The 26547-nt window shown below is 62.3% G+C and carries 11 protein-coding genes and 1 pseudogene; 7 read left to right on the forward strand and 5 right to left on the reverse strand.

The annotated features are described in order from the left end of the window. Nucleotides 1–133 precede the first annotated feature (133 nt). Nucleotides 134–946 carry an alpha/beta fold hydrolase gene (locus AB4O12_RS12870; protein WP_460062238.1) on the reverse strand — a complete coding sequence of 271 codons (813 nt, stop codon included), beginning with the start codon at nucleotides 944–946 and terminating at the stop codon, nucleotides 134–136. Nucleotides 947–1138: 192 nt separating this feature from the next. Then, nucleotides 1139–14137 (reverse strand): annotated as a pseudogene (locus AB4O12_RS12875) (non-ribosomal peptide synthetase). Nucleotides 14138–14507: 370 nt separating this feature from the next. Here AB4O12_RS12875 and AB4O12_RS12880 point away from each other — a divergent pair. Further along, nucleotides 14508–15062 (forward strand): RNA polymerase factor sigma-70, encoded by a 555-nt coding sequence (locus AB4O12_RS12880; protein ID WP_008088195.1) that lies wholly within the window; start codon nucleotides 14508–14510, stop codon nucleotides 15060–15062. 136 nt (nucleotides 15063–15198) lie between these two features. Here the strand turns inward: AB4O12_RS12880 and AB4O12_RS12885 are convergent, their stop codons facing one another. From AB4O12_RS12885 to AB4O12_RS12895, 3 genes are all read right to left on the reverse strand, one after another. After that, nucleotides 15199–16212, reverse strand: a complete 1014-nt coding sequence (locus tag AB4O12_RS12885) for a GNAT family N-acetyltransferase (protein ID WP_252876679.1) — start codon at nucleotides 16210–16212, stop codon at nucleotides 15199–15201. An 85-nt stretch (nucleotides 16213–16297) separates the two neighbouring features. Then, complete coding sequence (locus tag AB4O12_RS12890) at nucleotides 16298–17095, reverse strand: substrate-binding periplasmic protein (protein WP_041478456.1); 798 nt, start codon at nucleotides 17093–17095, stop codon at nucleotides 16298–16300. 93 nt (nucleotides 17096–17188) lie between these two features. Next, entirely contained in the window at nucleotides 17189–17812 is a 624-nt protein-coding gene (locus tag AB4O12_RS12895; RefSeq protein WP_041478455.1) for a TetR/AcrR family transcriptional regulator, read from the reverse strand. A gap of 184 nt (nucleotides 17813–17996) precedes the next feature. Here AB4O12_RS12895 and AB4O12_RS12900 point away from each other — a divergent pair, with 184 nt between their 5' ends. The 6 genes from AB4O12_RS12900 (at nucleotide 17997) to AB4O12_RS12925 (ending at nucleotide 26534) form a co-directional block, all read left to right on the forward strand. Beyond that, nucleotides 17997–19781, forward strand: coding sequence for an acyclic terpene utilization AtuA family protein (locus AB4O12_RS12900; RefSeq protein WP_460062241.1), 1785 nt, complete (start codon nucleotides 17997–17999; stop codon nucleotides 19779–19781). Nucleotides 19782–19793: 12 nt separating this feature from the next. Next, nucleotides 19794–20678, forward strand: coding sequence for an SDR family oxidoreductase (locus AB4O12_RS12905; RefSeq protein WP_460062243.1), 885 nt, complete (start codon nucleotides 19794–19796; stop codon nucleotides 20676–20678). A gap of 3 nt (nucleotides 20679–20681) precedes the next feature. Further along, nucleotides 20682–22298, forward strand: coding sequence for a geranyl-CoA carboxylase subunit beta (gene atuC, locus AB4O12_RS12910; protein ID WP_256809687.1), 1617 nt, complete (start codon nucleotides 20682–20684; stop codon nucleotides 22296–22298). Nucleotides 22299–22328: 30 nt separating this feature from the next. Continuing rightward, nucleotides 22329–23486: a citronellyl-CoA dehydrogenase gene (gene atuD / locus AB4O12_RS12915; protein ID WP_056788533.1), complete on the forward strand. Its 1158-nt coding sequence runs from the start codon at nucleotides 22329–22331 to the stop codon at nucleotides 23484–23486. Beyond that, nucleotides 23483–24280 carry an enoyl-CoA hydratase/isomerase family protein gene (locus AB4O12_RS12920; RefSeq protein WP_150637791.1) on the forward strand — a complete coding sequence of 266 codons (798 nt, stop codon included), beginning with the start codon at nucleotides 23483–23485 and terminating at the stop codon, nucleotides 24278–24280. Before atuD ends, AB4O12_RS12920 begins: the two co-directional genes overlap by 4 nt. Nucleotides 24281–24572: 292 nt before the next feature. Further along, nucleotides 24573–26534 (forward strand): acetyl/propionyl/methylcrotonyl-CoA carboxylase subunit alpha, encoded by a 1962-nt coding sequence (locus AB4O12_RS12925; protein WP_460062246.1) that lies wholly within the window; start codon nucleotides 24573–24575, stop codon nucleotides 26532–26534. The last annotated feature ends 13 nt before the right edge of the window (nucleotides 26535–26547 follow it).

Genomic DNA, 26547 nt, shown 5'->3' on the forward strand with positions numbered 1-26547 from the left:
TTTTATAGATGAGTTTCACACTCGTGATTGCATGGTGACCTGAGAGGCCCCTTCGCGAGCAGGCTCGCTCCCACAATGGAATGCGATTAACTGTGGGAGCGAGCCTGCTCGCGAATGAAGCTCACTCGGTGTGTCAGTTGCGCTCGCGGAGAAACGCCAGCAGCGCCTCAGTGACAAACCCGGGATTCTCCAGATTGGAAATATGCCCCGCCTCCGGCACCAGCACGCACGGGCAACCGATCAATTCAGCCATTTCCCGTGCTTCCGAGGGTGGCCGGGGTTTGTCCTGATCGCCGCACAGCACCAGCGTCGTCGCCGGGTTCAGCTCGCCCAGGCGTGGCAACAGGTCGTTGCGGCCAAACGTGATGCGCCCCATCGGCACGATGCTTTCGCGCAGACGCTCGGGCGAGTAGCTCTGCAGTTTTGCGCGGAAGCCCTGATACAGCGCCGATTGCGGGTCGATGCCCGGGCGGAAGAAGATCGGCACGACGATGTCGAGCAATTGGTCGGAGATGGTGCCGCTGTCTTCGATCTGCTTGAACAGCGAAAAGTAATACTGCCGGGTCGGTTCCGGCTCGACACCGACGTAGGTGTCCATCAGCACCAGACCGTTGAGACGTTGCGGTGCGGACAGTGCCAGGCGCGTGCCCCACATGCCGCCGACCGAAAGCCCGACGAGGGTGACGTGGTCGATGTCCAGATGATCAAGCAAGGCCTGCGCCTGTCGGGCGATGTCGTCCAGCGATGTCGTGCCTTCAGGTAACTTGCCCGACTCGCCATGGCCCCACAGATCCAGGGCGATGACGCGATAATGCGGGGTCAGCGCGGCGATCTGCGGCGCCCACATCTCTTGATCCCAGAGATAACTGCCAGCCAGCAACACGGCGGGGCCGGTGCCTTGATCAATGTAGTGCAGTGCTTGTCCGTCAACCGTGAAAAAGGGCATCGACCACCTCCGCGAGAAAAAACAGAACCGGCAGACTGAGCTGCCGGTTAATGATCGTCAAGGATGGAAATGTACGGCAATGTACAGACGCCATTCGCGAGCAGGCTCGCTCCCACAGGGGTTTTGTAAACACCACAGATCCTGTGTGGGAGCGAGCCTGCTCGCGATGGGGCCAGTACAGACACTAGAGAACTACAACCCCTCCAGCTCCGCCATCAGATCATTCAACCGATCGACCTTCTCCTCCGTAATGTCGCTGGCCGCCAGCCCATCGATGTATTCGGCCAGTTCCTCCACCGTGCTGCATTCGAACATCGCGCGCAGCGGCACGTTGCGTTGCAGGGCTTTTTGTACCCGCGAAGCGATCTGCGTAGCCAGCAACGAATGCCCGCCCAGTTCGAAAAAGTTGTCGCGCACGCCGACCTTTTCCACTTTCAGCACCTCAGCCCAGATATCAGCCAGGGTCTGCTCCAGCTCGTTGCGCGGGGCCAGATAATCCTCGCTCTGCAACTGACCGATCTCCAAGGCCGGCAAGGCTTTGCGGTCGAGTTTGCCGTTGGCATTGAGCGGCATCTGCTCCAGCCATAGCCAGTGCAGCGGCACCATGTATTCGGGGAGTTCGGCGCGCAGGCGCTGCTTGATCCGCTCCAGGCGTTCGCCCGGATTGAGCGCTGCATCGGCCGCGACCAGATAACCGACCAGATGCTTGCCGTTGACGCCCTCCTGCACACCAACCGCCGCGTCGCGCACTTCCGGTTGTTCGTGCAGGCGCGCTTCGATTTCACCGAGCTCGATGCGGTAACCGCGAATCTTCACTTGATGATCGACGCGGCCGACGTATTCCAGCACGCCGTCAGCGCGGCGCCGCGCCAGGTCACCGGTGCGGTACAAGCGTTCGCCCGGCGCGCCGAACGGATTCGGCACAAACACCGGCGCGGTGCGCAGCGGATCGCTGACGTAACCGCGACCGACACCGGTGCCGGCAACACATAACTCACCCACCGCGCCCAAAGGCACCAGATCCAGCGCGCCATCGACCAGGTACAGCAAGTTATTGTCGGTCGGCGTGCCGATCGGCAAGTAACTGCCGCGCGTCGAGGCCATGTCGACACGGAAGAACGCCACGTCATCCGAGCATTCCGCTGGGCCGTAAGCATTGACCAGACCAATATCCGGGTAACGCAGCAGCCATTGATGCGCCAGTTCCGGCGGCATCGCTTCACCGGTCGGCAGCATCCAGCGCAAGCCGTCGAGGCTCAGACGCTCGGAGCCGAGCATGCCCTGAATCAGCGACGGCACACTCTCCAGCACAGTGATGCCCTGCGCCTGCACATGCGCCAGCAGACCTTGCGGATCGTGGGCAATCGCGTTCGGTACGATGTCGACCCGCGCGCCGAACAATGGCGCGGCGAGGAACTGCCAGACGGAAATGTCGAAGCTTTGCGAGGCGGTCTGCGCAGTCACATCGGCCTCGCTCAAGTCGAGGTACGGACGTTTGCTCAACTGGTTGTTGAGCATGCCGCGCTGCTCGACCATCACGCCTTTAGGCAGCCCGGTCGAACCCGAGGTGTAGATCACATAGGCGAGATTATCCGGGCCACTATGGATGCCGAGATTGTGCGTCGCTGCCGCCGACGCCTGCACCTCTTCCCACACCAGCAGGCGCGGACGATTCGAACAGCCAAACTCCTCGAGCAAGGTCTGCGCCTGTTCACGGCAAGCGGCGCTGCACACCAGCAACGGCGTGCGGCTCAGCTCGATGATGCGACTCAGACGCTGGCTCGGCAGGCCCGGATCCAGCGGCAGATAACCAGCGCCGGCCTTGAAGCTGCCGATGATCATGCCGAGCAGGTCGAGATTACGCTCGGCCAGCAGCGCCACTGGTTGGTCCATGCGCACACCGGCAGCGACCAGGGCATGGCCGAGGCGGTTGGTGTTGTGATTCAGTTCGGCATAGCTCAAATGCTGATCGAGGCAACTGGCGGCGATGCGCTGCGGATGCGCCGCGACCTGCGCTTCGAACAGCGCCACATAGCTTTGCTCCAGCGGATAGTCGTGGCCGCTCTGGTTGCAACCGTGCAACAGGAAGTCGCGTTCTTCGTCGCCCAGCAGCGGCAAATCGGCCATGTCGCCATGGAAGCCGTCGACCAGCGCCAGCAGCAGGCGCTTGAACTCACTGAGCATGCGCTCGACCGTCGATTCGTCGAAGTAACGCTGGTCATACGACAAATGCAAGCCAAGGTCATCGCCCGGGTAGCACACCGCCGTCAACGGGAAGTTGGTGTGGGTGCGGCCTGAATCCGAGCTCGCATTCAGGCTCTGTGCACGATCAAGCACCGAGACTTCCACCGGGGCGTTTTCGAAGACGAAAAGGCTGTCGAACAGCGGCTGGCCTTTGGGCAATTCGCTCTGTTCCTGGATATTCACCAGCGGCAGGTATTCGTACTCGCGCAGTTGCATGTTGCTGTCGAGCAAAGCGCTGAGCCAATGGCGCACGCTGCTGCGCTGATCGTCCGCAGGCATCTTCACCCGCAGGGCGATGCTGTTGATGAAAAGGCCGACGGTGCGCTGCATTTCCGGCATGTCCACCGGCCGCCCGGCCACGGTGACGCCGAAGAGCACGTCGCGATCACCGCTCAGACGCCGCAAAACCAGAGCCCACGCAGCCTGGGCGAAGGTGTTGACGGTCAGTTGATGTGCCTGCGCCAGCTCCCGCAGCCGTGCACCGTCCTCGACATTGAGGCGGGTGTAGCGGTCGCCGACGATCATGCCGCCGCTTTCACCAGCGTGTTCGCGCAGGAACGGGCGGTCGCTCGGGATCGGCGTGGTGCGCTCGAAGCCTTGCAGATTATGCCGCCACCAATGCCGCGCCTCGGCCAGGTTCTGGCGTTGCAGCCAGCCGATGTAATCGCGATAACGCGGCGGCACGCTCAACTGCGCTTCGCGACCTTCACCGAGGGCGGTATAGATCTCGAAAAAGTCGTTCATCAGCAGCGAACGGCACCAGGCGTCGATGAGAATGTGGTGGTTGCTCATCATGAACCAGTAACGCGCCGCGCCGACCTTGATCAGGCGCAGGTGAAACGGCGCCTGATTGAGCAGATCGAACCCGGCTTCGCGCTCGCTTTTCAGCAGCGCTTGCAGCTTCGGTTCCTGCTCGGATTCGGCGATGGCGCTCCAGTCCAGATACTCGATCGGCGTGCGACCCGGGGTGTGAATCACTTGCAGCATGTCTTCGCCGACGTTCCAGCAGAACGACGCGCGCAGTGCTTCATGACGGGCGATCACCGCTTGCCGGGCCCGGGCGAAACGCTCGGGATCGAGCTCGCTGTTGATGCGGTAACGATCCTGCATGTAGTACAGGCCGGTACCCGGCTCGAGCAGGGTGTGCAGCAACATGCCTTCCTGCATCGGCGTCAGCGGGTAGACATCTTCGATGTGCGCGGCCGGCACCGGCAAGGCATCGAGTTGTGCCTGAGTCAGTTTCGCCAGCGGGAAGTCCGACGGTGTCAGGCCGCCGGCCTCGTCTTGCAGACAGTGGGCGATCAGGCTTTGCAACTCACCGAGGTAGGCGGCGGCCAGATCGTTAATGGTTTGCGCCTCGTAACGCTCATCACTGAAGGTCCAGCGCAGCAGCAATTCACCACCGTAAATCTGACTGTCGACACTCACCTCGTTGGGCAACGGCGCCTGCGGATCGTGGGCGGCACCGACCGCTTCATCCAGCGGACGGAACAGCGCATCGGCGCCGAAGCTCTGGTCGAACTGGCCGAGGTAGTTAAAGGTGATCGGCGCCTGTGGCAGCGCGGCCATGCTCTGGCGGCAGCCGTCATCGGCCAGATAACGCAACACGCCATAACCGAGACCTTTATGCGGAACGGCGCGCAGTTGTTCCTTGATCGCCTTGATCGAAGCGCCCTGCCCGGCGGCCTCTTCGATGTTGTGCGGGGTCAGGCGCAGCGGATAAGCGCTGGTGAACCAACCGACGGTGCGGGTCAGATCGATCTCGTCGAACAGGGTTTCGCGACCGTGTCCTTCCAGTTGAATCAGTGCCGAGGGCTGGCCGCTCCAGCGGCACAGCACACGGGCCAGCGCGGTCAGCAGCAGGTCGTTGACCTGGGTGCGATAAGCGCTCGGTGCCTGTTGCAGCAGCTGTCGGGTGCGCTCGGCATCGAGCCGTACGCTGACGGTTTGCGCATGGCGATTCTGCCTGCCGCCCTGCGGGTTTTCGCAAGGCAGATCAGCGCTCGGCCCGGCCAGTTGCGCCTGCCACCAGCTCAATTCCTCACGCAGCGATTCGCTGCCGGCGTAGGCCTGCAATCGCGCGGCCCAGTCCTTGAAGGCGCTGGTTTTCGCCGGCAGTTTTAGCGGCTGCGCAGCGTCGAGCTGGCGATACGCGGTTTGCAGATCATCCAGCAACACGCGCCAGGAAACGCCGTCGACGACCAAGTGGTGGATGGCGATGAACAGGCGTTGCTGAACATCCGCAACATCGACCAGCACCGCGCGCAGTAACGGGCCGTTGTGCAGATGCAGACTGCGTTGCGCGTCGGCGAACAGGGCTTCGCACTGATCCAGCGAATCGACGCTGACTTGCCAGAGCACATCCTCATTCGTCAGCGCTTGATGCGTCGCTTGCCATGCATCATCGGTTTCAGTGAAACGCAGACGCAGCGCATCGTGCTGTTCGATCACCGCCTGCAAAGCTTGCTGCAATCGTTGCGGCTCAAGGCGCGCAGTCGGTTCCAGCAACAGCGCCTGATTCCAGTGCTGACGCTGGGGAATGTCCGTATCGAAGAACCAGTGCTGAATCGGTGTCAGGCGCGATTCGCCATCCACCAGGCCCTGCTCGGCCATCACCTGCTCGGTGCGGCTGGCGACTGCGGCGAGGGTCTGCACGGTCTGGTGCTGGAACAGGTCGCGCGGACTGAAATGAATGCCCTGCTGACGCGCGCGGCTGACCACCTGAATCGACAGAATCGAGTCGCCGCCGAGTTCGAAGAAGTTATCGTTGAGGCCGACCTGCCTGACGTTGAGCACGTCGCACCAGATCTGCGCCAGGGTCTGTTCCAGCTCGTTGCTCGGTGCGACATAGTCCTGACGATTGAGCTCCAGATCCGGCGCCGGCAAGGCGCGGCGGTCGAGTTTGCCGTTGGCGGTCAGCGGCATGCTCGCCAGCAGCATCAGGTGAGTCGGCACCATGTAATCCGGCAGTTGCGCCTTGAGGTGCGACTTGAGCGCTTCGCGCAGTTCAGCCTGTTGCGCTTCGCCTTGCCCGGCGACCTCCGTAACGAGGTAACCCACCAACTGCTTGCCACTCGGCGCATCCAGCGCCAGCACCACTGCTTCGCGGACCGAAGGGTGATCGAGCAGGCGCGTTTCGATTTCGCCCAGTTCGATGCGGAAGCCCCGGATTTTCACTTGATGGTCGATCCGCCCCAGATACTCGACCAGACCATCGGCACGCTGGCGCACCAGGTCGCCGGTGCGGTACATGCGTCCGCCATCAGCGGCAAACGGGTCAGCGACGAAACGCTCGGCGCTGATGCCCGGACGGTCGTGATAGGCCTGGGCCAGACCGGCGCCACCGACGAACAGTTCACCGGTCGCGCCTTGCGGCACCACGGCCAGATCGGCGTCGAGAATGTAGGCGACCCGCGACCCGATCACGCTACCGATCGGCACACTGCCCGCGCCCTCTTCCAGCACCTGCGGCGCCAGACTGGCCAGCGGCATGACCACGGTTTCGGTCGGGCCGTAAGCATTGAAAAACTGCGCCGGTTGGAATGCCGCGCGAATGCGCTGCAGATGCTCGCCGGTCAGCGCTTCACCGCCGGTGATGATCATGCGCACCGGCAGGACTTCATTCTGCGTGGCAAGGAACTGCGCCAACTGGCTGCCGTAGCTCGGCGTGAAACCGAGGACGTTGATTCGATGCGTGCGAATCAAGCCGCAGATTTCTTCCGCGTCCCACTGCCCTTGCGCCCGCAGTACCACCTGCGCACCGCTGAGCAGCGGCACCAGTAGACGTTCGGTGGCAGCGTCGAAGTTGATCGAATAGAAATGCAGTTCACAGTCGTCCGGGCGCATGCCGAAGCGTTCGATCACGGCCTGGCAGTGCATGGCGATTTCACCGTGGGAGACCACCACACCTTTCGGTTTGCCGGTCGAGCCGGAGGTGTAAATCAGATAAGCCTGATGTTGCGGCAGGCTGATAAACGGCAACTCGCTGGCCGGGTAGTCGGCCAACCCGGCGCTGTCATCTTCCAGACACCAACGCGCCACGCTTGGCGGCAACTCACCGAGGGCTTCGAACATCGCCCGATCGCTGAGCAGCAGGCCGATGCGACTGTCTTCGATCATGTAATGCAGGCGGTCGAGCGGGTATTCCGGATCCAGCGGCACATAGGCGCCGCCCGCCTTGAGAATCGCCAGCAGGCCGATGACCATTTCCAGCGAACGCTCCAGCGCCAGACCGACCCGCACTTGCGGGCCGACCCCGCGTTCACGCAGCGCCCAGGCCAGACGATTGGCCCGGGCATCGAGTTCGGCGTAGCTCAGGGTCTGCCCAGCGAAAGTCAGTGCTGGTGCGTCTTTGCGCGCCAGTGCCTGTTCGGCGAACAGATGATGGATGCACTGATCGAGACGATGCTCGCCCGGCTCGATGCCGAGGCTGTCGAGCAGGTGCTGTTGCTCGGTGTTGTCGAGCAGCGGCAGTTCACTGAGCCGTTGCTGCGGATCAGCGATCAACGCTTCAAGCAGGTTGCGCCAATGCACTGGCCATGCGTTCGATGGTCGGCTCGTCGAACAGATCGGTGCTGTAAGTCAGGCAGCAGCCGAGGCGATGGTCGAGGTCGGTGACTTCCAGATTGAGATCGAACTTGGTCGCCCGCGCATCGTTGGCCAGGTACTCGACAGTCATCCCAGCGAGCGTGCGGCTCTGCTGGAATTCCCAGCGCTGCACGTTGCACATCACCTGGAACAGCGGGTTGTAAGCCGCGCTGCGTGGCGGCTGCAAGGCTTCGACCAGATGATCGAACGGCAGATCCTGATGGGACTGGCCTTCGATCACGGTGTGGCGCACCTGCTCGAACAGTTCGCCGACCGACATCTGCCCGTCGAGCCGGCAACGCAGCACCTGGGTGTTGAGAAACGCCCCGATCAGCCCTTCGCTTTCCGGGCGAATGCGGTTGGCCACCGGCGCGCCGATGCGCAGGTCGGTCTGGCCGCTGTAGCGGTAGAGCAATGTGGCGAGCGCGGCGGTCATGGTCATGAACAGGGTCAGACCGTTTTGCGCGTTGAACGCCCGCACCCGCGCGGCGAGATCGTCACTCAGATCGAAACGGAACAGCTCGCCCTGATGGCTCTGTACCGGTGGACGCGGACGGTCGCCGGGCAGTTCGAGGAGCGGATGTTCGCGACCGAGCTGCGCGGTCCAGTAATCGAGCTGGCGCTGGCGCTCGCCGGATTCCAGCCACTGGCGCTGCCAGACGCTGTAGTCGAGGTATTGCACCGGCAGCGGCTCAAGCGGCGAGGCGCGCTCATCGACGAACGCTTCATACAGCGCGCTGAGTTCACGGGCAAAGATGTCCATCGCCCAGCCTTCGGTGACGATGTGGTGCAAGGTCAGGACGAAGTAATGCTCGTGCTCGGCGGTCTTGACCAGGCAGGCGCGCAGCAGCGGACCGGTTTCCAGATCGAACGGCTGGTGCGCTTCTGCATCGGCCAGTTGCTGGACTTGTAGCTCCCGGACTTCTGCCGGCAGGCTGGAGAAATCCTTCCAGCCCATGCGCACGCCGGTCTCGGCATGCACCTGTTGGCGGGCAATGCCGTCGACACTGGGGAATGTAGTGCGCAGGGTTTCATGACGCAGGATCAGCGCCTGCAACGCCGCCTCGAAATGCTCGACGTGCAGCACGCCGCGCAAGCGCGCCATGCCGCCGACGTTGTACGCCGGGCTGTCCGGCTCCATCTGCCAGAGGAACCACATGCGCTGCTGCGAATAGGACAACGGCACCGCTTGGCTGCGGTCGACTTTGCTGATCGGCAGCTGTGGGTTGGTGCGGCCGCTGACCTGGATCAGGCGAATCTGTTCGGCGTAATCGCCCAGTTCGCTGTGCTCGAACAATGTGCGCAGCGGCAGTTCGACGTCACAGGCCTGACGTGTGCGCGAAATGATTTGCGTGGCCAGTAGCGAGTGACCGCCGAGGGCGAAGAAATCATCACGCAGGCCAACCCGCTTCAGACCCAGCACTTCGCGCCAGATCCCGGCGATTTGTTGCTCCAGTTCGCTGACCGGTTCGACGTGTTCACGCACCTGCCATTGCGGCTCGGGCAAGGCGCGGCGGTCGAGTTTGCCGCTGGGACTCAGCGGCATCGTATCAAGGCGCAGCAATTGTGCGGGCACCATGTATTCCGGCAGCTCGGCAGCGAGGGCAGCTTTCAGCCGAATGATTTGCTCATCGGCATTCTCATGCGCATCGCTCGCCGTGAAGTAGCCGATCAGTTGCGCGCCGGCAGCGGTTTCCCGCACCAGCACCACGGCCTGGGCGACGCCATTTTGCGCCAGCAGTCGCGCCTGGATTTCTTCAGGTTCGACGCGAAAGCCGCGCAGCTTGACCTGCTGATCGAGGCGACCGAGGTATTCGATCACGCCATCCGAGGACCAGCGCGCACGGTCGCCGGTACGGTACAAACGGGCGCCCTGCTCGCCCAGTGGATCGACGACAAAACGCTCGGCGGTCAACGCTGGACGACCCAGGTAACCGCGAGCCAGACCAATACCGCTGATGCATAGCTCGCCCGGCACGCCCGCCGGCACTGGATTGAGATCGGCATCAAGGATGCGGCAGACCACATTGCCCAACGGCCGGCCAATCGGCGAGCGCTCGCCATCGGCAGTTGTGCAGTGCCAATGGGTGACGTTGATCGCGGTTTCAGTCGGCCCGTAACGGTTGTGCAATTGCACCGCCGGCAGTTGCGTCAGCACACGGTTGCGCAACTCGGCGGGCAAAGCTTCACCGCCGGAAAACACCCGGCGCAGGCTGGTGCACTCGGCACTCAGCGGCTCGTCGATGAATAGCGCCAGCAGCGGCGGGACGAAGTGCAGCGTGGTCACGCCGTATTGCTGGACCCGTTGCGCGATGCGATGCGGGTCGCGGTGCTCGCCGGGGGCGGCAAGCAGCAGCCGCGCGCCGCTGATCAGCGGCCAGAAGCATTCCCACACCGAGACGTCGAAACTGATTGGCGCTTTTTGCATCAGCACGTCGGTTTCGTCGAGGCGGTAAGTGTCCTGCATCCATTGCAGGCGCTCGGCCAGCGCGGCGTGAGTGTTGCCGACGCCTTTCGGTTGCCCGGTGGAACCCGAGGTGTAAATCACGTAGGCGAGGTTGTCGCCGTGCACTCGCAGTCCCGGTGCCTGGCTCGGCCATTTATCCAGGTGCAGCGCATCCATGGCGATCACGCTGACGCCATCGCTGGCCGGCAGACGCTCGAGCAATTGCGTCTGGGTCAGGAGCAGTTCGACGCCGCTGTCGCGGAGCATGTACGCGAGACGTTCGGCCGGATAATCCGGATCAAGCGGCACATAGGCGCCGCCAGCCTTGATGATCGCCAGCAGGCCGATCAGCAGTTGCGGCGATCGCTCGGCGGCAATGGCCACGCACACGTCAGGGCCGACGCCCTTGTCGCGCAGGTAATGGGCGAGCCGGTTGGACTGCGCGTGCAGCTCGGCGAAATCCAGAGTACCGCCGTCCCACACCAGCGCGGTGCGTTGCGGGTTTTTGCGCAATTGTTGCTCGAGCAGTTCCGGCAGCCATTGTTGCGCCGGGCTGCACGGGGCCACGCTCCAGTCTTTCTGCTGACTCTGCTCGCTGGCGGTCAGCAAGCGCAGATCGCCAATGGCCTGCTGTGGCTGTTGGCAAACTTCGCTGAGCAGATTGTGGAAATGCTCGGCCAGGCGCTCGATGGTCGCGGCGTCGAACAGCTCGCTGGCGTAGTCGAACGACAGGCTCAGGCGACCGTTGCGATCCTCTTCGCTGTGCAATTGCAGATCGAACTTGGCTTCGCGGCTGTGCCACGGCAGCTCTTCGGCGAGCAGACCCGGCAGGCGCTTGAGCGCACTGAGGTCGCGCTGCTGATGGTTGAACATGACCTGGAACAAGCCCTGATCGCGGGCCTGCGGGAACGCTTCGAGCAGTTGTTCGAAGGGCAGATCCTGATGGGCCTGGGCGCCGAGTGCGGCCTGGCGCGTCTGGTTCAGCAACTCGGCAAATGTCAGGCGTGAATCGATCTGCGCACGCAACACCTGGGTATTGATGAAGAAGCCGATCAGGCTTTGGGTGTCCAGGCGCGGACGGTTGGCGTTGGGCACGCCGATGCGAATGTCGCGCTGACCGCTGTAGCGGTGCAGCAAACTTTGCAAGGCAGCGAGCAGGACCATGAACGGCGTGGCCTGGTGGGCCTGCGCAGTCTGGCGGATCGCCTCGCTGAGTTCGGTACTCAAGCGCACGCTGTGGCGCGCGGCGCTGTGGTTGTGTCTGGCCGAGCGCGGGTGATCGGTGGCCAGTTCCAGTGGCGGATGTTCTTCGCCCAACTGCGCTTTCCAGTACGCCAGTTGCCGCTCGCCCTCGCCTTGCGCCAGCCATTGCCGCTGCCAGTTGCCGTAATCGGCGTATTGCGTGGGCAGCGCTGCCAGTGTCGCCGGCGTCCCTTGGGTTGCCGCCGCGTAGAGGCGCGAGAATTCGTCGAGGAGAATATTCAGCGACCAGCCGTCAGCGATGATGTGGTGCAGGGTCACCAGCAGTTGATGTTCTTCGTCATCGAGACGCACCAGTGTCACCGCCAGCAACGGGCCTTTTTCCAGATCGAACCGAGTGCGCGCCTCGTCTTCGCGAATCTGCTCGGCACGGGCTTCACGCTCGGACATTGGCAGGTCGCTGATGTCGATCAGTTGCAGGTTGAATTCGGCATCAGCGAGCACTTGCTGCAATGCCACGCCGTCGCGCTCGAAGAAACGTGTGCGCAAGGATTCGTGGCGTTCGATCAGTTGCTGGAAGCTGTTGCGCACGGCGTTTACGTCCAGCTCGCCACGCAGGCGCAGACCACCGGGAATGTTGTAGGCGCTGCTCTGTGGATCGAGTTGCCAGGTGATCCACAGACGGTTTTGTGCCAGCGATTGCGGCATCGGTTCGCTGCGCGACAAGGTGCTGATCGGACCTGGAGCGCTCCCGCCGTCCTGTTTTAGCTGCGCCACAGCGGCAGCGAAGGTGGACAGGGTTGGCGCTTCGAACAGCAGGCGCAGGCTCAGCTCCACATCGAGTGCTTCGCGAACCCGCGCAACCACTTGCGTGGCGGCGATCGAGTTGCCGCCGAGCAGGAAGAAATGGTCATCGCCACTGACCTGCTTGACGTTGAGTTGCTCGGCCCAGATTTGCCCGATCAACGCTTCAAGATCCGAAGTGCTGCTGGTCGCGGTTTCCGTTGCCGCTGTAATCGAAGGGAACTGCGCGTAACTGTCGAGGCTGCCATCAGCCAGACGATTGCGGCACGCCGAGCGCTGCAGTTTGCCACTGGAAGTTTTCGGCAACGCGCCCGGATTGAGCAGCACCACCACGCTTGGCGCCTCCTGATACGCCTCGGCCACGGCTTGGCGAATGGCTTTGATCAGCGCATCTGGCGCAAGGATTTTCTGCACGCTGCGGCTGATTTCCGCAGCGACGCCGATGCCCTCTTCGCCGTTGTGAGTGACCGCAAACGCCGCCACACGCCCCTTGCGCACCACTTCGACTTCGCGCTCGACAGTCTGCTCGATGTCCTGCGGATACAGGTTATGGCCACGGACGATGAGCATGTCTTTCAGGCGCCCGGTCACGAACAGTTCGCCGTCACGGATAAAACCCAGGTCGCCGGTGCGCAACCAGGTGCGGCCGGCGTGCTGGACAAAAGTCTTGGCGCTGGCTTCGGGGTTGCGCCAGTAACCGTGGGCGATGCTCGGGCCGGCGGCCCAGACTTCACCGACGGCATTGTCGGTCAGTTCCTCGAGCGTGTTGGGATCGACAATCAGCACCGCGTGCTCAGGCTGACTGATGCCGCAGCTCATGATCGCGCTGCCGTCGCCCGGCTCGGCGCGGTTTTGCGCCAGCGCCTGATCGTCCACGCGCAGCGCCGGGATGCCGGTGCCGCGCGGTGTGCCAGCGACAAACAGGGTGGCCTCGGCCAGACCGTACGAAGCCATGAAGCTGTTTTCGCTGAAACCGCAAGCAGCGAATTTTTCCGCGAAGCGTTCAAGGGTGTCGAGGCGAATCGGCTCGGAACCGGAATAGGCCACGCGCCATCGACTGAGATCGAGGCGCTCAAGGGCCGACTCGCTGACCCGCTCACTGCACAAACGGTAGGCGAAATCCGGGCCGCCGCTGATGGTGCCGCCGTATTCGGCAATCGCTTCCAGCCAGCGCAACGGCCGGCCGAGGAAGTACGCCGGCGACATCAGAATGCACGGTACGCCGCTGAAAATCGGTTGCAGCAGACCGCCGATCAGACCCATGTCGTGATACAGCGGCAACCAGCTGACGATGACGTCGTCCGGGTTGACGTCGATCCCGAAGCCGTGACGGATAAGCAGTTCATTGGCGACCAGATTGCCATGGCTGACTTGCACGCCCTTGGGCAGCGCGGTGGAGCCGGAAGTGTATTGCAGGAATGCGATGTGCTCGGGCGGCAGGGGCGGCTCAACCCACTGTTCGGCCAGTGCGCTGTCCAGAGTGTCGACGCACAACAGCGGCGGCGCGCCGTCTATTTGCTGCAAGGCGTCGCGTAGATCGGCGCTGGTCAGCAACAGCCGGGCTCGGCGTCGGCGATGATCGACAGCAAACGCTCCTGATGATGACGACGGGCGGATTCCGGCGGATAGGCCGGTACCGCAATCATACCGGCATACAGGCAGCCGAAAAACGCCGCGACATAGTCCGCGCCGCTGGGAAACAGCAGTACCGCACGCTCACCGAATCCAGCCTGAGCCTGCAACGCAGCGGCGATGGTGCGCGCGCGTTGATCCAGTTCGCGATAGCTGAGCACCACGGTCTGCTCCGGGTTTTCGGCGAGAAAACGCAAGGCCAGTCGGTCCGGCGTCAGGACTGCGCGACGCTTGAGGGCATGGACCAGGGTGCTGGGGAGTTCGAACGCGTCGGTCATGAGGTTTCCTGCCTGAATTCGGCTTGCAAGTGGAATCGGGTGGCTGCGTCACACCTGTCGAGAGGCGTGCGGTGCGCGGTCTGTGCCGACCGCGCAAGGCATCGGAATGCGCTGAGGCCGGGGATCTGCACCCGGGCCATTCACCAATGAGAACGGATGGAGTGTGGAAATAATTAGTCGGCAGAGGCGACGTCCAGCGGGGCCAAGGTGCGGCGGCGTGTCGCAGTTGGCAAAACACATCGACTTACAGCACTACTTCTCTTTCTCATTTGACAATCATTATCATTCAACATAATTTGTCGCTCGATGTGTAGGACGGCGCCGTCCCCCGAGGCCCTCCCACTAACCTATTGGCAGCAAGGTGATTTCCATGACGGAACAAGTATCCACAAGCAGGTGCGATTCACCGCTACTTCAGGCATTCGTCGACAATCGACTGATTCTGGTCAAGATTGCAGCCCGTATTACCGGTTGCAGGTCTCGTGCCGAAGACGTGGTTCAGGATGCGTTTTTCCGACTGCAATCGGCCCCGCCGATCACGTCGTCGATCAAGGCTCAGCTGAGCTACCTGTTCCAGATCGTGCGCAACCTCGCCATCGATCACTACCGCAAGCAGGCGCTCGAACAGAAATACTCAGGCCCGGAAGAGGAAGGCTTGAACGTGGTGATTCAGGGCGCTTCGCCGGAAACTTCGCACATCAACTTCTCGACTCTGGAACACATCGCCGATGCGCTGACCGAGCTGCCCAGCCGCACCCGCTATGCCTTCGAGATGTACCGTCTGCACGGCGTGCCGCAGAAAGACATCGCCAAGGAACTGGGCGTATCGCCCACCCTGGTCAACTTCATGATTCGTGATGCTTTGGTGCACTGCCGCAAGGTCTCGGGCAGTCGGCGGGATGCGGTGATTGCGGGTCGTCGTTAGGATCCGGATTCTGCGTCAAGCCATTCGCGAGCAGGCTCGCTCCCACAGGGTTTGATCAACGACACAAACCCAGTGTGGGAGCGAGCCTGCTCGCGAAAGCGGCCTCAGACCCAACGAAATTCCGAGGCCGAACACATCAGGCCAATGGGCACCGATCAAAAAACCGCTCCCGGCCCAGAATCATCAGCGCCGCGCGCTTGTGCGGAAAATCGAATTCCTTCTCGCAGTGAAAGCATTGGTTGTGCATATGCCCGATCATCTTCGCGTTGTCGGCACGTGGCTCGGCGACCACGCGCTGGGTCCGTGGATCATCGAGAAACAGGTAATGCACCAGCGCCGATAACCAGCTCGCCACTTTATGCGGGCCGCGATGACTTTCTTCGCCGACCAGCATGTGAATGCCACGGTCGTAATCACCGGCATCGTAAAACGGCGCGATGCGATCTTCCTTGGCCCAGTAGGCTTCGAAATAGGCGAATGGCTGATCGTCAAAACAGCCGATCAGCGTCAGCGTGTGCGGATCGGCCTCGAGCTTGCCGAGGTATTCGCGATGCTGCTCAAGGCTGCCCTCCTCCTGCCAGAAACTCGCCACGCGCGGGCTGTTCTGCCAGCGATTGAAGCGCGACAGATCTTCTTCGATTTCCAGCGTTCGCAAGGAAATCCATGCGCCGAGCCGCGCATCGAAACGCCGATAGACTTCACCGCGCGGCTTCACCGGTCGCAGCGGATGGCGCTTGCCGTGGCTGATGACCATTTGCTGCGGATAGCTGCCGGTCAGTGAAGTGCCCAGCCACGGCTGCGGCAATTGCCAGAACAACGTGCGCTCGCAGCGATACTCACCGGCAACTTCGGTATTGATCAGCAGACCACTGCGCAAGGCCTCGGTCGGCGGCTGATCGAGTTGCCAGGTCAATTGCCGACACGCCGGATCACGGGCGAACAACCAATAACAGGCGGCCCACAAGGCTTGCCCGGGCGGCAGGGCAAAACGTTCATCAAGCTGGATCGGGCCATTGGCCTCGCGGTCCAGGCGCAGCCGAATCAACGGTTGCCCGTCCAGGCTCAGGCTCAGTCGGCTCTCGGTAGCATCAGCGATCAATCGACTGCCCGAGGGCAGAGCCAGGGCAGTCAGGTCATTCAGATTGGACATGGGTCGGGCTCACGTAATCGTCGACAGTTCAACGAAGTGACGTGAGCCGGGAGGGGAAATTTAAGCGCGAGAGGCAATTAGCGCTTCAGTGATGAGGCGCCGGCATCACGGCAATCCTGTACGGCTCGAAAATCCTCAGCAATTCGCCGTTGTCGCGCAAACGCTGCAACAGGTTGCCGAAGGCTTCGCCGGTGATAGGAGCGCTTGGCCGCAGAATCGCGTAATGGTGATAGATCTGATCGGTACGCTGCGACGCCAACAGCTCATCGCGGACCTTCTCGTTGCGCAGCAGGTAATCGAACAGATAGGAACGTGTGACCAGGGCAATGTCGGCGCGCCCGCGCAGGACCATCAGCAGGTTGCTGTCGTGGGAATAGGTCAGCGTCGCGTTGTAGTTTTTCGCGAGATATTTCGGGTCGGCGTTGAAGTCGGCGAATTCGTAGTGATAACCGCTGAACAGTGCCAGACGTTTGCCCGACAGGCTCGAGAAGTAGTTTTGCTGGCGGCCGTCTTCGCGTTGCGCGACAAAAATCTCGGCGTCTTCCAGGCCCATGTCGACGTCGTCGTGGGGAATGTCCTTCCAGCCCCACTCGGGGTTTTCGAAGATCGCCATATCGATGCGGCCTTGCTTGAAATCACCGAAGCGGCGCGGGATCGACGTCGGCACCAGGACAAATTGATAGTCGCTCTGCGAGCGGTTCAGCGCCTCGACCAATTGCGGCAACAGGCCGGTGTCGGCGCCGTTTTCCGGGCGAATCGTATAAGGCGGGAAATGCGCGGCGCCGACCCGGACCAATTGCGCTGACTGAGCGGGCAATACCCATAACGCAGCCAGCGCAGCGAGCAGCAGCCCGGCGGCTGTCCGAATTGGCGAAGACTTCAAAACACCCCACTCCCCGAAAAAAATAGCGATCAATGCATTCAAGCTAGGCGGTTTCGCCGACTTAGCCAGTTTCCCGGCCCGTCCGACAACCGTTCAACGCGCTTCGAGGACCAGAATCAACGCTTCATCGGCGAGTTGATCGAGGCTCAAACTGCCGCCGGCACGGAACCAGGTGGTGGTCCAGGACAGTGCGCCGGTAAGGAAACGTCGGGTAATAAAAACGTCGCCGCGAATAAAGCCGGCGTCCTTGGCCTCGCCCAGAACCTGCAACCAGATGTCTTCATAAACATCACGCAAAGCGAGGACTTTAGCCTGGCCGTCTTCGGACAATGAGCGCCATTCGTACACCAGCACGGCCATCGCCTCGCCACTGCCGCCCATGATCGACTGCAACTCGCAACGAATCAGTGCCAGCACCCTTTCGCGCACATCGCTCGCCTCGGCCAAGGCTGCGCGCATCAACGCGGTGTTGTAGCGGATGGTTTCCTCCATCACCGCGCGGAGAATTTCATCCTTGCTTTTGAAGTGATGAAAAATGCTTCCCGACTGAATGCCCACAGCACTGGCCAGATCACGCACTGTGGTGCGCTCATAGCCTTTGTTGCGAAACAGGTGAGCCGCCACTTGCAGCAATTTGCCACGGGCGCTGTCCGGGTCGGTCAACTGGCCTTGGTCGACCAGTTCGCGCATGACCCGCAGGGCTTTTTGCTCGTCCACCCGTTCTCTCCTACAGTCGATCAGTGTGTTGCCCCCTGTAACCGCAGGGTTGCGCGCAATTTAAGCCGCGCGCGGGCACCAAGCAAGCGCTTGGGCAGAAGAATGTTTCGCCTGTTTACAAACCAAGCGCTTGCTTGGTAGCCTCCAGACACTTCTGTCGCAGATCCCTGAGTCGGAGATAAAAATGCCAACCACCGTGCGAATCGGCTGCGCCAGTGCTTTTTGGGGCGACACCTCCACCGCTGCCGCCCAGCTTGTCTCCAGCGGAAACCTGGATTATCTGGTGTTCGATTATCTGGCCGAGATCACCATGTCGCTCATGGCTGGTGCGCGTCTTAAAGACCCACAGGCCGGGTTCGCGGGTGACTTCGTTGAAGTGCTGGCGCCGCTGCTGACGCAACTGGCCGAACAGAAAATCCGCGTGATCAGCAATGCCGGCGGGGTCAATCCGCAGGCTTGCGCGGCGGCCCTGCAAGCGGCCTGCGACCAGGCTGGGGTCCAGCTGAAGATTGCCGTGTTGCTCGGCGATGACCTGCAAGGACAGCTCAAAAGCCCCGCCGACGTCCGCGAAATGTTCAGCGGCGCGCCGCTTCCGCGGATGTGCGTGTCGACCAACGCCTACCTCGGCGCGCCGGGGATAGTCGAAGCGCTGCGCCTGGGTGCCGACATTGTCATCACCGGCCGGGTGGTCGACAGCGCCGTGGTCAGTGCGGCGTTGGTTCACGAATTCGGCTGGTCGTGGCATGACTACGACAAACTCGCCCAGGCCGCACTGGCCGGGCACATCATCGAATGCGGCGCGCAGTGCACCGGCGGTAATTTCACCGACTGGCGCGAGGTGCCGGATTACGAGCACATCGGTTTTCCGATCGTCGAGGTCAGCGCCGATGGCCAGTTCCTCGTCAGCAAACCCGAAGGCTCCGGCGGACTGGTCACGCCATTGACGGTCGGCGAGCAGATGCTCTACGAAATCGGCGATCCGCAGGCCTATCTGTTACCAGACGTGATCTGCGATTTCAGCCAGGTCAAACTCCAGCAACAGGGCAAAAACGTCGTGCACGTGCACGGTGCCAAAGGCCTGCCGCCCAACGATAAATACAAGGTCAGCGCCACGTACCCGGACGGTTTTCGCTGCACCGCCAGTTGCCTGATGGCCGGCATCGACGCAGTGGACAAGGCGCGGCGGGTCAGTCAGGCAATCATCGACAAGACCGCCGAGATGTTCAGCCTGCGCGGCTGGGCGCCGTACAGCGAAACCCATGTCGAACTGCTCGGCAGCGAAGCCACCTACGGCCCCCACGGCCAGCGCCGCGACAGCCGTGAAGTGGTGATCAAAATCGCCGTGCGCCATCCCGACAAACGCGCACTGGTACTGTTTTCCAGAGAGATCGCCCAGGCCGCGACCGGCATGGCGCCGGGCTTGACCGGCATCGTCGGCGGTCGTCCGACCGTATACCCCCTCATCCGTCTGTTCTCTTTCCTCATCGATAAAAGCGCCTGCACCCTGCAAGTCGACATCGCAGGCGAACGTCATCCGTGCGCCCTGCCCGACCCGGTGGCTCTGGACAGTGCAGATTTGCCGATCGCCCAGCAACCACCGAACCCCCTGGGCCGCGCCGATGCCAGTGTGCCGTTGGTGAAACTGGCGGTGGCGCGCTCCGGCGACAAGGGCAACCACAGCAATATCGGCGTGATGCCGCGCCATCCCGATTACCTGCCGTGGATCGCCGAGGCGCTGACCACCTCGGTGGTGGTCGACTGGATGCGGCACGTCCTCGATCCGCTTCTCGGGCGTGTCGAACGCTGGTATCTGCCCGGCACCCACAGCCTCAACTTTCTTTTGGAAAACGCCCTCGGCGGTGGCGGTGTCGCCAGTCTGCGCATCGACCCGCAAGGCAAAGCCTTCGCCCAGCAACTATTGGAAATCCAGATCCCGGTGCCGCAGAGCATCGCCGAACAGCTCGACTAGAGGATGGTGTGCATGGCTTACGCGTCGATTTTCCGCGCCGATCTGTTCAGCGGCCAGAACCTGATTGTCACCGGTGGCGGCAGCGGCATCGGTCGCTGCACCGCCCATGAACTGGCGGCGCTCGGCGCCAATGTGCTGCTGGTCGGGCGCAAGCCGGAAAAGCTGGAAAAAGTCGCCGCCGAAATCACCGAGGACGGCGGCCGCGCGCACTGGAAGGCCTGCGATATCCGCGATGAAGAAGCGGTCAAGCAACTGGTCAAAGAGCTGATCGCCGAACACGGGCCGATCCACGGCCTGGTCAACAACGCCGGCGGCCAATACCCGTCGCCCTTGGCCTCGATCAATCAGAAGGGCTTCGAAACCGTGCTGCGGACCAATCTGGTCGGCGGCTTTCTGATGGCCCGCGAAGTGTTCAACCAGTCGATGAGCAAACATGGCGGCAGCATCGTCAACATGCTCGCTGACATGTGGGGCGGCATGCCCGGCATGGGCCACTCTGGCGCGGCGCGTTCGGGCATGGACAACTTCACCAAGACTGCCGCGTTCGAGTGGGGTTACGCCGGGGTCCGGGTCAACGCGGTGGCGCCGGGCTGGATTGCGTCCAGCGGCATGGACACTTACGAAGGCGCATTCAAAGCGGTGATTCCGACCCTGCGCGAGCATGTGCCGCTCAAGCGTATCGGCACCGAATCGGAAGTCAGTGCGGCGATCGTGTTTCTGCTCAGCCCGGCGGCGGCATTCATCAGTGGCACCACAGTGAAAATCGACGGCGCCGCCAGCCTCGGCAGTCGCGCCTGGCCGCTGCACAAGGCCAGCCACAGCGAATCATTCAATGGTTTCCACCGCGCGTTTTTACCAGAAGTGTTGCGTCCCGACGTGCTCAAGGACAAGGAATAAGCCATGGCGCAGATTCAGTCGCAACTCGATCCGCACAGCGAAGCGTTCGCGCGCAACCGCGCGGCCATGCTCGCCGCCATCGAGCAGGTGCAGCAGCTCGAACAGAACCTGCTGAACAAGGCCGCCGAAGCCAAAGAAAAATTCAGCAAACGCGGGCAACTGTTGCCCCGCGAGCGCTTGAACCTTTTGCTCGACCCCGGCGCGCCGTTCCTCGAACTGGCCAGCCTCGCCGGCTACAAGTTGCATGACGACAAGGACGGCAGTTCGGCCGGTGGCGGGCTGATTGCCGGCATCGGTTATGTCTGCGGCATCCGCGCGATGGTGGTCGCCAACAACAGCGCGATCAAGGGTGGCACGATCTCGCCGAGCGGCCTGAAAAAATCCCTGCGCCTGCAACAGATCGCTCGGGAAAACAAACTGCCGATGATCACCCTCGCCGAAAGCGGCGGTGCCAATCTCAACTACGCGGCGGAGATTTTTGTCGAAGGCGCGCGCAGTTTCGCCAATCAGGCGCGCATGTCAGCGATGGGTTTGCCGCAGATCACCGTGGTGCACGGCTCGGCCACCGCAGGCGGCGCCTATCAACCGGGGTTGTCGGATTACGTGGTGGTGGTGCGCGGCAAGGCCAAGCTGTTTCTCGCCGGCCCGCCATTGCTCAAAGCGGCGACCGGCGAAGTGGCCACCGATGAAGAACTCGGTGGCGCCGAAATGCACGCGCAAGTCGCCGGCACTGCCGAATATCTCGCTGAAAACGACGCTGACGGCATACGCCAAGTCCGCGACATCATGCGCATGCTGCCATGGAACGAGCAGTTGCCGTGGCTGCCGGAGCCGCAATTCAAAGAACCGCTCTACCCCATCGACGAACTGCTCGGGCTGATCCCGGATGATGCAAAAAAACCCTACGACGTGCGCGAAATCATCGCGCGGATTGCTGACGAGTCGGACTTTCTCGAATTCAAAGGCGAGTTCGATCAGCAAACCCTTTGCGGCCAACTGAAAATCCAGGGCCGCGCCTGCGGCTTCATCGGCAACAACGGCCCGATCACCCCGCAAGGTGCGAGCAAGGCGGCGCAGTTCATCCAGTTGTGCGACCAGAGCCAGACGCCGCTGCTGTTTTTCCACAACACCACGGGTTTCATGGTCGGCACCGAATCGGAACAGCAAGGGGTGATCAAGCACGGCTCGAAACTGATTCAAGCGGTGGCCAACGCACGGGTGCCTAAACTGACCATCGTCGTCGGCGGTTCCTACGGCGCCGGCAACTACGCCATGTGCGGGCGCGGGCTCGATCCGCGCTTCATCTTCGCCTGGCCTAACAGCCGCACGGCAGTGATGGGCGGCGCACAGGCCGGCAAGGTCTTGCGCATCGTTACCGAAGCCAAACAGCTCAAGGACGGCATCGAGCCCGATCCGAAAATGCTCGACATGCTCGAACAGATGACAGCGCAGAAACTCGACAGCCAGTCCACCGCACTGTACGGCAGCGCCAACCTGTGGGACGACGGCCTGATCGACCCGCGCGACACCCGCACCCTGCTTGGCTACTTGCTGGATATTTGCCACGAAGCCGACAGGCGTACGCTGCAACCCAACAGCTTCGGCGTCAGCCGCTTCTGACCGCCACGGATCCTACGGAGAACAACAACAATGATCTTCACCCCGGAACACGAAGCCCTGCGCCGCACCGTCCGCCAGTTCGTCACGCACGAGATCAACCCGCACGTCGAAGAGTGGGAAAAGGCCGGGCGCTTTCCCATCCACGAAATTTTCCGCAAGGCCGGTGAGCTGGGCCTGCTGGGGATTTCCAAGCCGGAAAAATTCGGCGGCATGGGCCTTGATTACAGCTATTCGATCGTCGCCGCTGAAGAGTTCGGCACCATTCATTGCGGCGGGATTCCGATGTCGATCGGCGTGCAGACCGACATGTGCACACCCGCCCTCGCCCGCTTCGGCTCCGATGAATTGCGCGAAGAATTCCTGCGCCCGGCCATCACGGGCGAACAGGTCGGTTGCATCGGCGTTTCCGAAGTCGGCGCCGGCTCCGATGTCGCCGGGCTGAAAACCACGGCGCGCAAGGACGGCGATGACTACGTGATCAACGGCAGCAAAATGTGGATCACCAACTCGCCGAGCGCCGATTTCATCTGCCTGCTGGCCAACACTTCGGACGACAAGCCGCACATCAACAAGTCGCTGATCATGGTGCCGATGAACACCCCGGGGATCAGCCTCAGTTCGCACCTGGACAAGCTCGGCATGCGCAGCTCGGAAACCGCGCAGGTGTTCTTCGACAACGTGCGCGTGCCGCAGCGCAACCGCATCGGCCATGAAGGCGCCGGGTTCATGATGCAGATGCTGCAGTTCCAGGAAGAACGCCTGTTCGGCGCGGCGAACATGATCAAGGGCCTGGAATATTGCATCGACAGCACCATCGAGTACTGCAAGGAGCGCAAGACCTTCGGCAACGCGCTGATCGACAACCAGGTGATCCACTTCCGCCTCGCCGAATTGCAGACCGAAATCGAATGCCTGCGCGCACTGGTCTATCAGGCCACCGAGCAGTACATCAAAGGCCAGGACGTCACCCGACTGGCATCGATGGCCAAGCTCAAGGCCGGGCGTCTCGGCCGGGAAGTCAGCGACAGCTGCCTGCAATATTGGGGCGGCATGGGCTTCATGTGGGACAACCCGGTGGCCCGCGCCTATCGCGATGTGCGCCTGGTATCGATTGGCGGCGGCGCCGATGAAATCATGCTGGGGATCATCTGCAAACTGATGGGCATCCTGCCGGGGAAAAAGAAATGAGCCGCCTGCCCGATTGCCAGACGCTGTTGCTGGAACTGCATGGCGGCGTGCTGCACATCACCCTCAACCGCCCGGACAGCCGCAACGCGATGAGCCTGCAAATGGTCGCCGAACTGCGCGCGGTGCTGGCGGCGGTGCGTGATGACCGCACAGTGCGGGCCTTGGTGCTCAGCGGTGCCGGCGGGCATTTCTGCGCCGGTGGCGACATCAAGGACATGGCCAGTGCCCGGGCTCAGGGCGCGGACGCTTACCGTGAGTTGAACCGGGCGTTTGGCGCGCTGCTGGAACAAGCCCAACATGCGCCGCAAGTGCTGATCACTGTGCTGCAAGGCGCCGTGCTCGGCGGCGGCTTCGGCCTGGCTTGCGTCAGCGATATTGCGATCAGCGATCACAAGGCGCAGTTCGGCTTGCCGGAAACCAGCCTTGGCCTGATCCCGGCGCAAATCGCACCGTTTGTGGTGCAACGGCTCGGCTTGACCGAAACCCGCCGACTCGCGCTGACGGCGGCGCGTTTCGATGGCGCCGAGGCGCAGCGATTGGGGCTGGTGCATTTCGTTGAACAGGATGCGCAAGCGTTGGCCGAGCGACTGGATGAGGTGTTGCAACAGGTGCTGCGCTGCGCACCGGAAGCGAATGCGATGACGAAAAAATTGTTGCTGGCGAGTGCCGGACAGCCGTCGAGCGCATTGCTCGATGAGGCGGCGCAGTGGTTCAGCGCGGCGGTGACTGGAGACGAGGGAATCGAGGGGACCATGGCATTTATGCAGAAACGTAACCCTCGGTGGGTCAGCTAAAAGCTTCGCGAGCAGGCTCGCTCCCACAGGTCGAAATGCATTCCAAATGTGGGAGCGAGCCTGCTCGCGAAGAGGCCCGCACCTTCGCCGCCCAAAACTCAGGAGCCCCCGAGTTCGCAGTTGAAATGCGCTCCAAATGTGGGAGCGAGCCTGCTCGCGAAGAGGCCCGCACCTTCGCCGCCCAAAACTCAGGAGCGCCCGAATTCGCGGTTGAAATGCGTTCCAAATGTGGGAGCGAGCCTGCTCGCGAAGAGGCCATCCCTTTCACCGCTATCATTTCAGGAACCCCACCATGCCTACCCTCCACAAAATCCTGATCGCCAACCGCGGTGAAATCGCCTGCCGCATCCAGCGCACGGCCCAGGCGCTGGGTTATCGCACCGTCGCCGTGTTCAGCGACGCCGACGCCGATGCGCTACACGTGCAAATGGCCGATCAGGCCGTGCACATCGGCCCGGCGCCGGTGCAGCAGTCGTACCTCAACATTGCGGCGATCCTCGACGCCGCCCGACGCTGCGGCGCCGATGCGATTCACCCGGGCTACGGCTTCCTCTCGGAAAACGCCGATTTCGCCCGCGCCTGCGCCGAAGCCGGGCTGATTTTCATCGGCCCCAGCGTCGAAGCAATCGAACTGATGGGCAGCAAACGCCTGTCGAAAATTGCCATGCTCGACGCGGGCGTGCCGTGCATTGCCGGCTACCGGGGAGCAGCGCAGGACGACGCGACGCTGCTGGCCGAAGCCGCGCGGATCGGTTATCCGCTGATGATCAAGGCCAGCGCCGGTGGTGGTGGACGCGGCATGCGCCTGGTGCACGAGCCCAGCGACCTGCAGGCGCAACTGCGTACCGCGCGGTCCGAAGCAATGAACGGTTTCGGCAGTGACGAGTTGATTCTCGAGCAGGCCTTGATCGACCCGCGCCACGTCGAAGTGCAACTGTTCGGCGACCAGCATGGCCATCTGGTCTATCTCGGCGAACGCGATTGCTCGATCCAGCGCCGCCATCAGAAAGTCATCGAAGAAGCGCCGTGCCCGGTGATGACTGCCGAGCTGCGCCAGGCCATGGGCGAAGCAGCACTCAAGGCCGGGCGCGCGGTGGATTACGTCGGCGCCGGCACCGTGGAGTTCCTGCTCGACGCGCGCGGCCAGTTCTACTTTCTGGAGATGAACACCCGTCTGCAGGTCGAGCATCCGGTGACGGAATTGATCACCGGCCTCGATCTGGTCGCGTGGCAGTTGCTGGTTGCCGAGGGTCAGCCGCTGCCGCTGACCCAGGAGCAGATCCGTCTCGACGGTCACGCCATGGAAGTGCGCCTCTACGCCGAAGATCCCGCTGCGGATTTTCTCCCGCAAACCGGCCGAATTGCGGCATGGCAGCCGGCTTCTGATCACGGCGCACGGATCGATCACGGTCTGCTTGAAGGTCAGTCGGTCAGCCCGTTCTACGATCCGATGCTGGGCAAACTGATCGCCCACGGTGCAACCCGCGAAGAGGCGCGGCGCAAGCTGTTGCGTGCGGTGCAGGACACCGTGCTGCTCGGTGTGCAAAGCAATCAACGTTTGCTCGAGGGCCTGTTGCAACATCCGCAGTTCATCAGCGGCGATTTCAGCACCGCCTTCATCCAGCACCATTTTTCCAGCCATGCCAGCCTCAACACTTATGTGCCGACGACGGAGCAACTGGCGATTGCTGTGGTGTTGTTCTATCAGGCCAGCGCCCTGCCCCATCGCGCCCCGCTGAACGGCTGGCGCAACAACGCGAGCGTGCCGTTGCACTATCGACTCGGCAGTGACGAGCAGGACTGGACGCTGTCGGTGCTGGCGCGCAAATCCGGCGAATGTGTCGTGCAGCTGGGCGAACGCACGCTAGAGTTGAAAATCATCAAGCACACCGCGCAATCGGTAACCATGGAAATCGACGGCCTGCGCCAGCGTCATGCCTACCGTCTGCACGATGGGCACCTGTGGCTGTTCACCCATCCGGGCAGCCTGCGCCTGGAGGATCGAACTCATGCGCCGATCGACAGTCAGACCAGCGTCGCTTCCGGCACCCTCAAAGCGCCGATGGACGGTGCCATTGTCGACGTGCTGGTCAGCGAAGGCAGTACCGTCAGCAAGGGTCAATTGCTGGTGGTACTGGAGGCAATGAAAATGGAGCATCCGTTGAAGGCCGGCATCGATGGCGTGCTCAAACGGGTGCAAGTGAAGGTCGGCGATCAGGTAAAAAATCGTCAGGTTCTGTTGCAGGTCGAGTAGTCGCCCGGGCACA

The organism is Pseudomonas sp. S2_A05, assembly GCF_054668485.1.

What these genes read in the sequence shown, in the direction of transcription:
- AB4O12_RS12925 (WP_460062246.1), top strand. Translation starts at nt 24,573, where the DNA reads ATGCCTACCCTCCACAAAATCCTGATCGCCAACCGCGGTGAAATCGCC.
- AB4O12_RS12870 (WP_460062238.1), bottom strand. Translation starts at nt 946, where the DNA reads ATGCCCTTTTTCACGGTTGACGGACAAGCACTGCACTACATTGATCAA.
- AB4O12_RS12880 (WP_008088195.1), top strand. Translation starts at nt 14,508, where the DNA reads ATGACGGAACAAGTATCCACAAGCAGGTGCGATTCACCGCTACTTCAG.
- AB4O12_RS12885 (WP_252876679.1), bottom strand. Translation starts at nt 16,212, where the DNA reads ATGTCCAATCTGAATGACCTGACTGCCCTGGCTCTGCCCTCGGGCAGT.
- AB4O12_RS12920 (WP_150637791.1), top strand. Translation starts at nt 23,483, where the DNA reads ATGAGCCGCCTGCCCGATTGCCAGACGCTGTTGCTGGAACTGCATGGC.
- atuD (WP_056788533.1), top strand. Translation starts at nt 22,329, where the DNA reads ATGATCTTCACCCCGGAACACGAAGCCCTGCGCCGCACCGTCCGCCAG.
- atuC (WP_256809687.1), top strand. Translation starts at nt 20,682, where the DNA reads ATGGCGCAGATTCAGTCGCAACTCGATCCGCACAGCGAAGCGTTCGCG.
- AB4O12_RS12905 (WP_460062243.1), top strand. Translation starts at nt 19,794, where the DNA reads ATGGCTTACGCGTCGATTTTCCGCGCCGATCTGTTCAGCGGCCAGAAC.
- AB4O12_RS12900 (WP_460062241.1), top strand. Translation starts at nt 17,997, where the DNA reads ATGCCAACCACCGTGCGAATCGGCTGCGCCAGTGCTTTTTGGGGCGAC.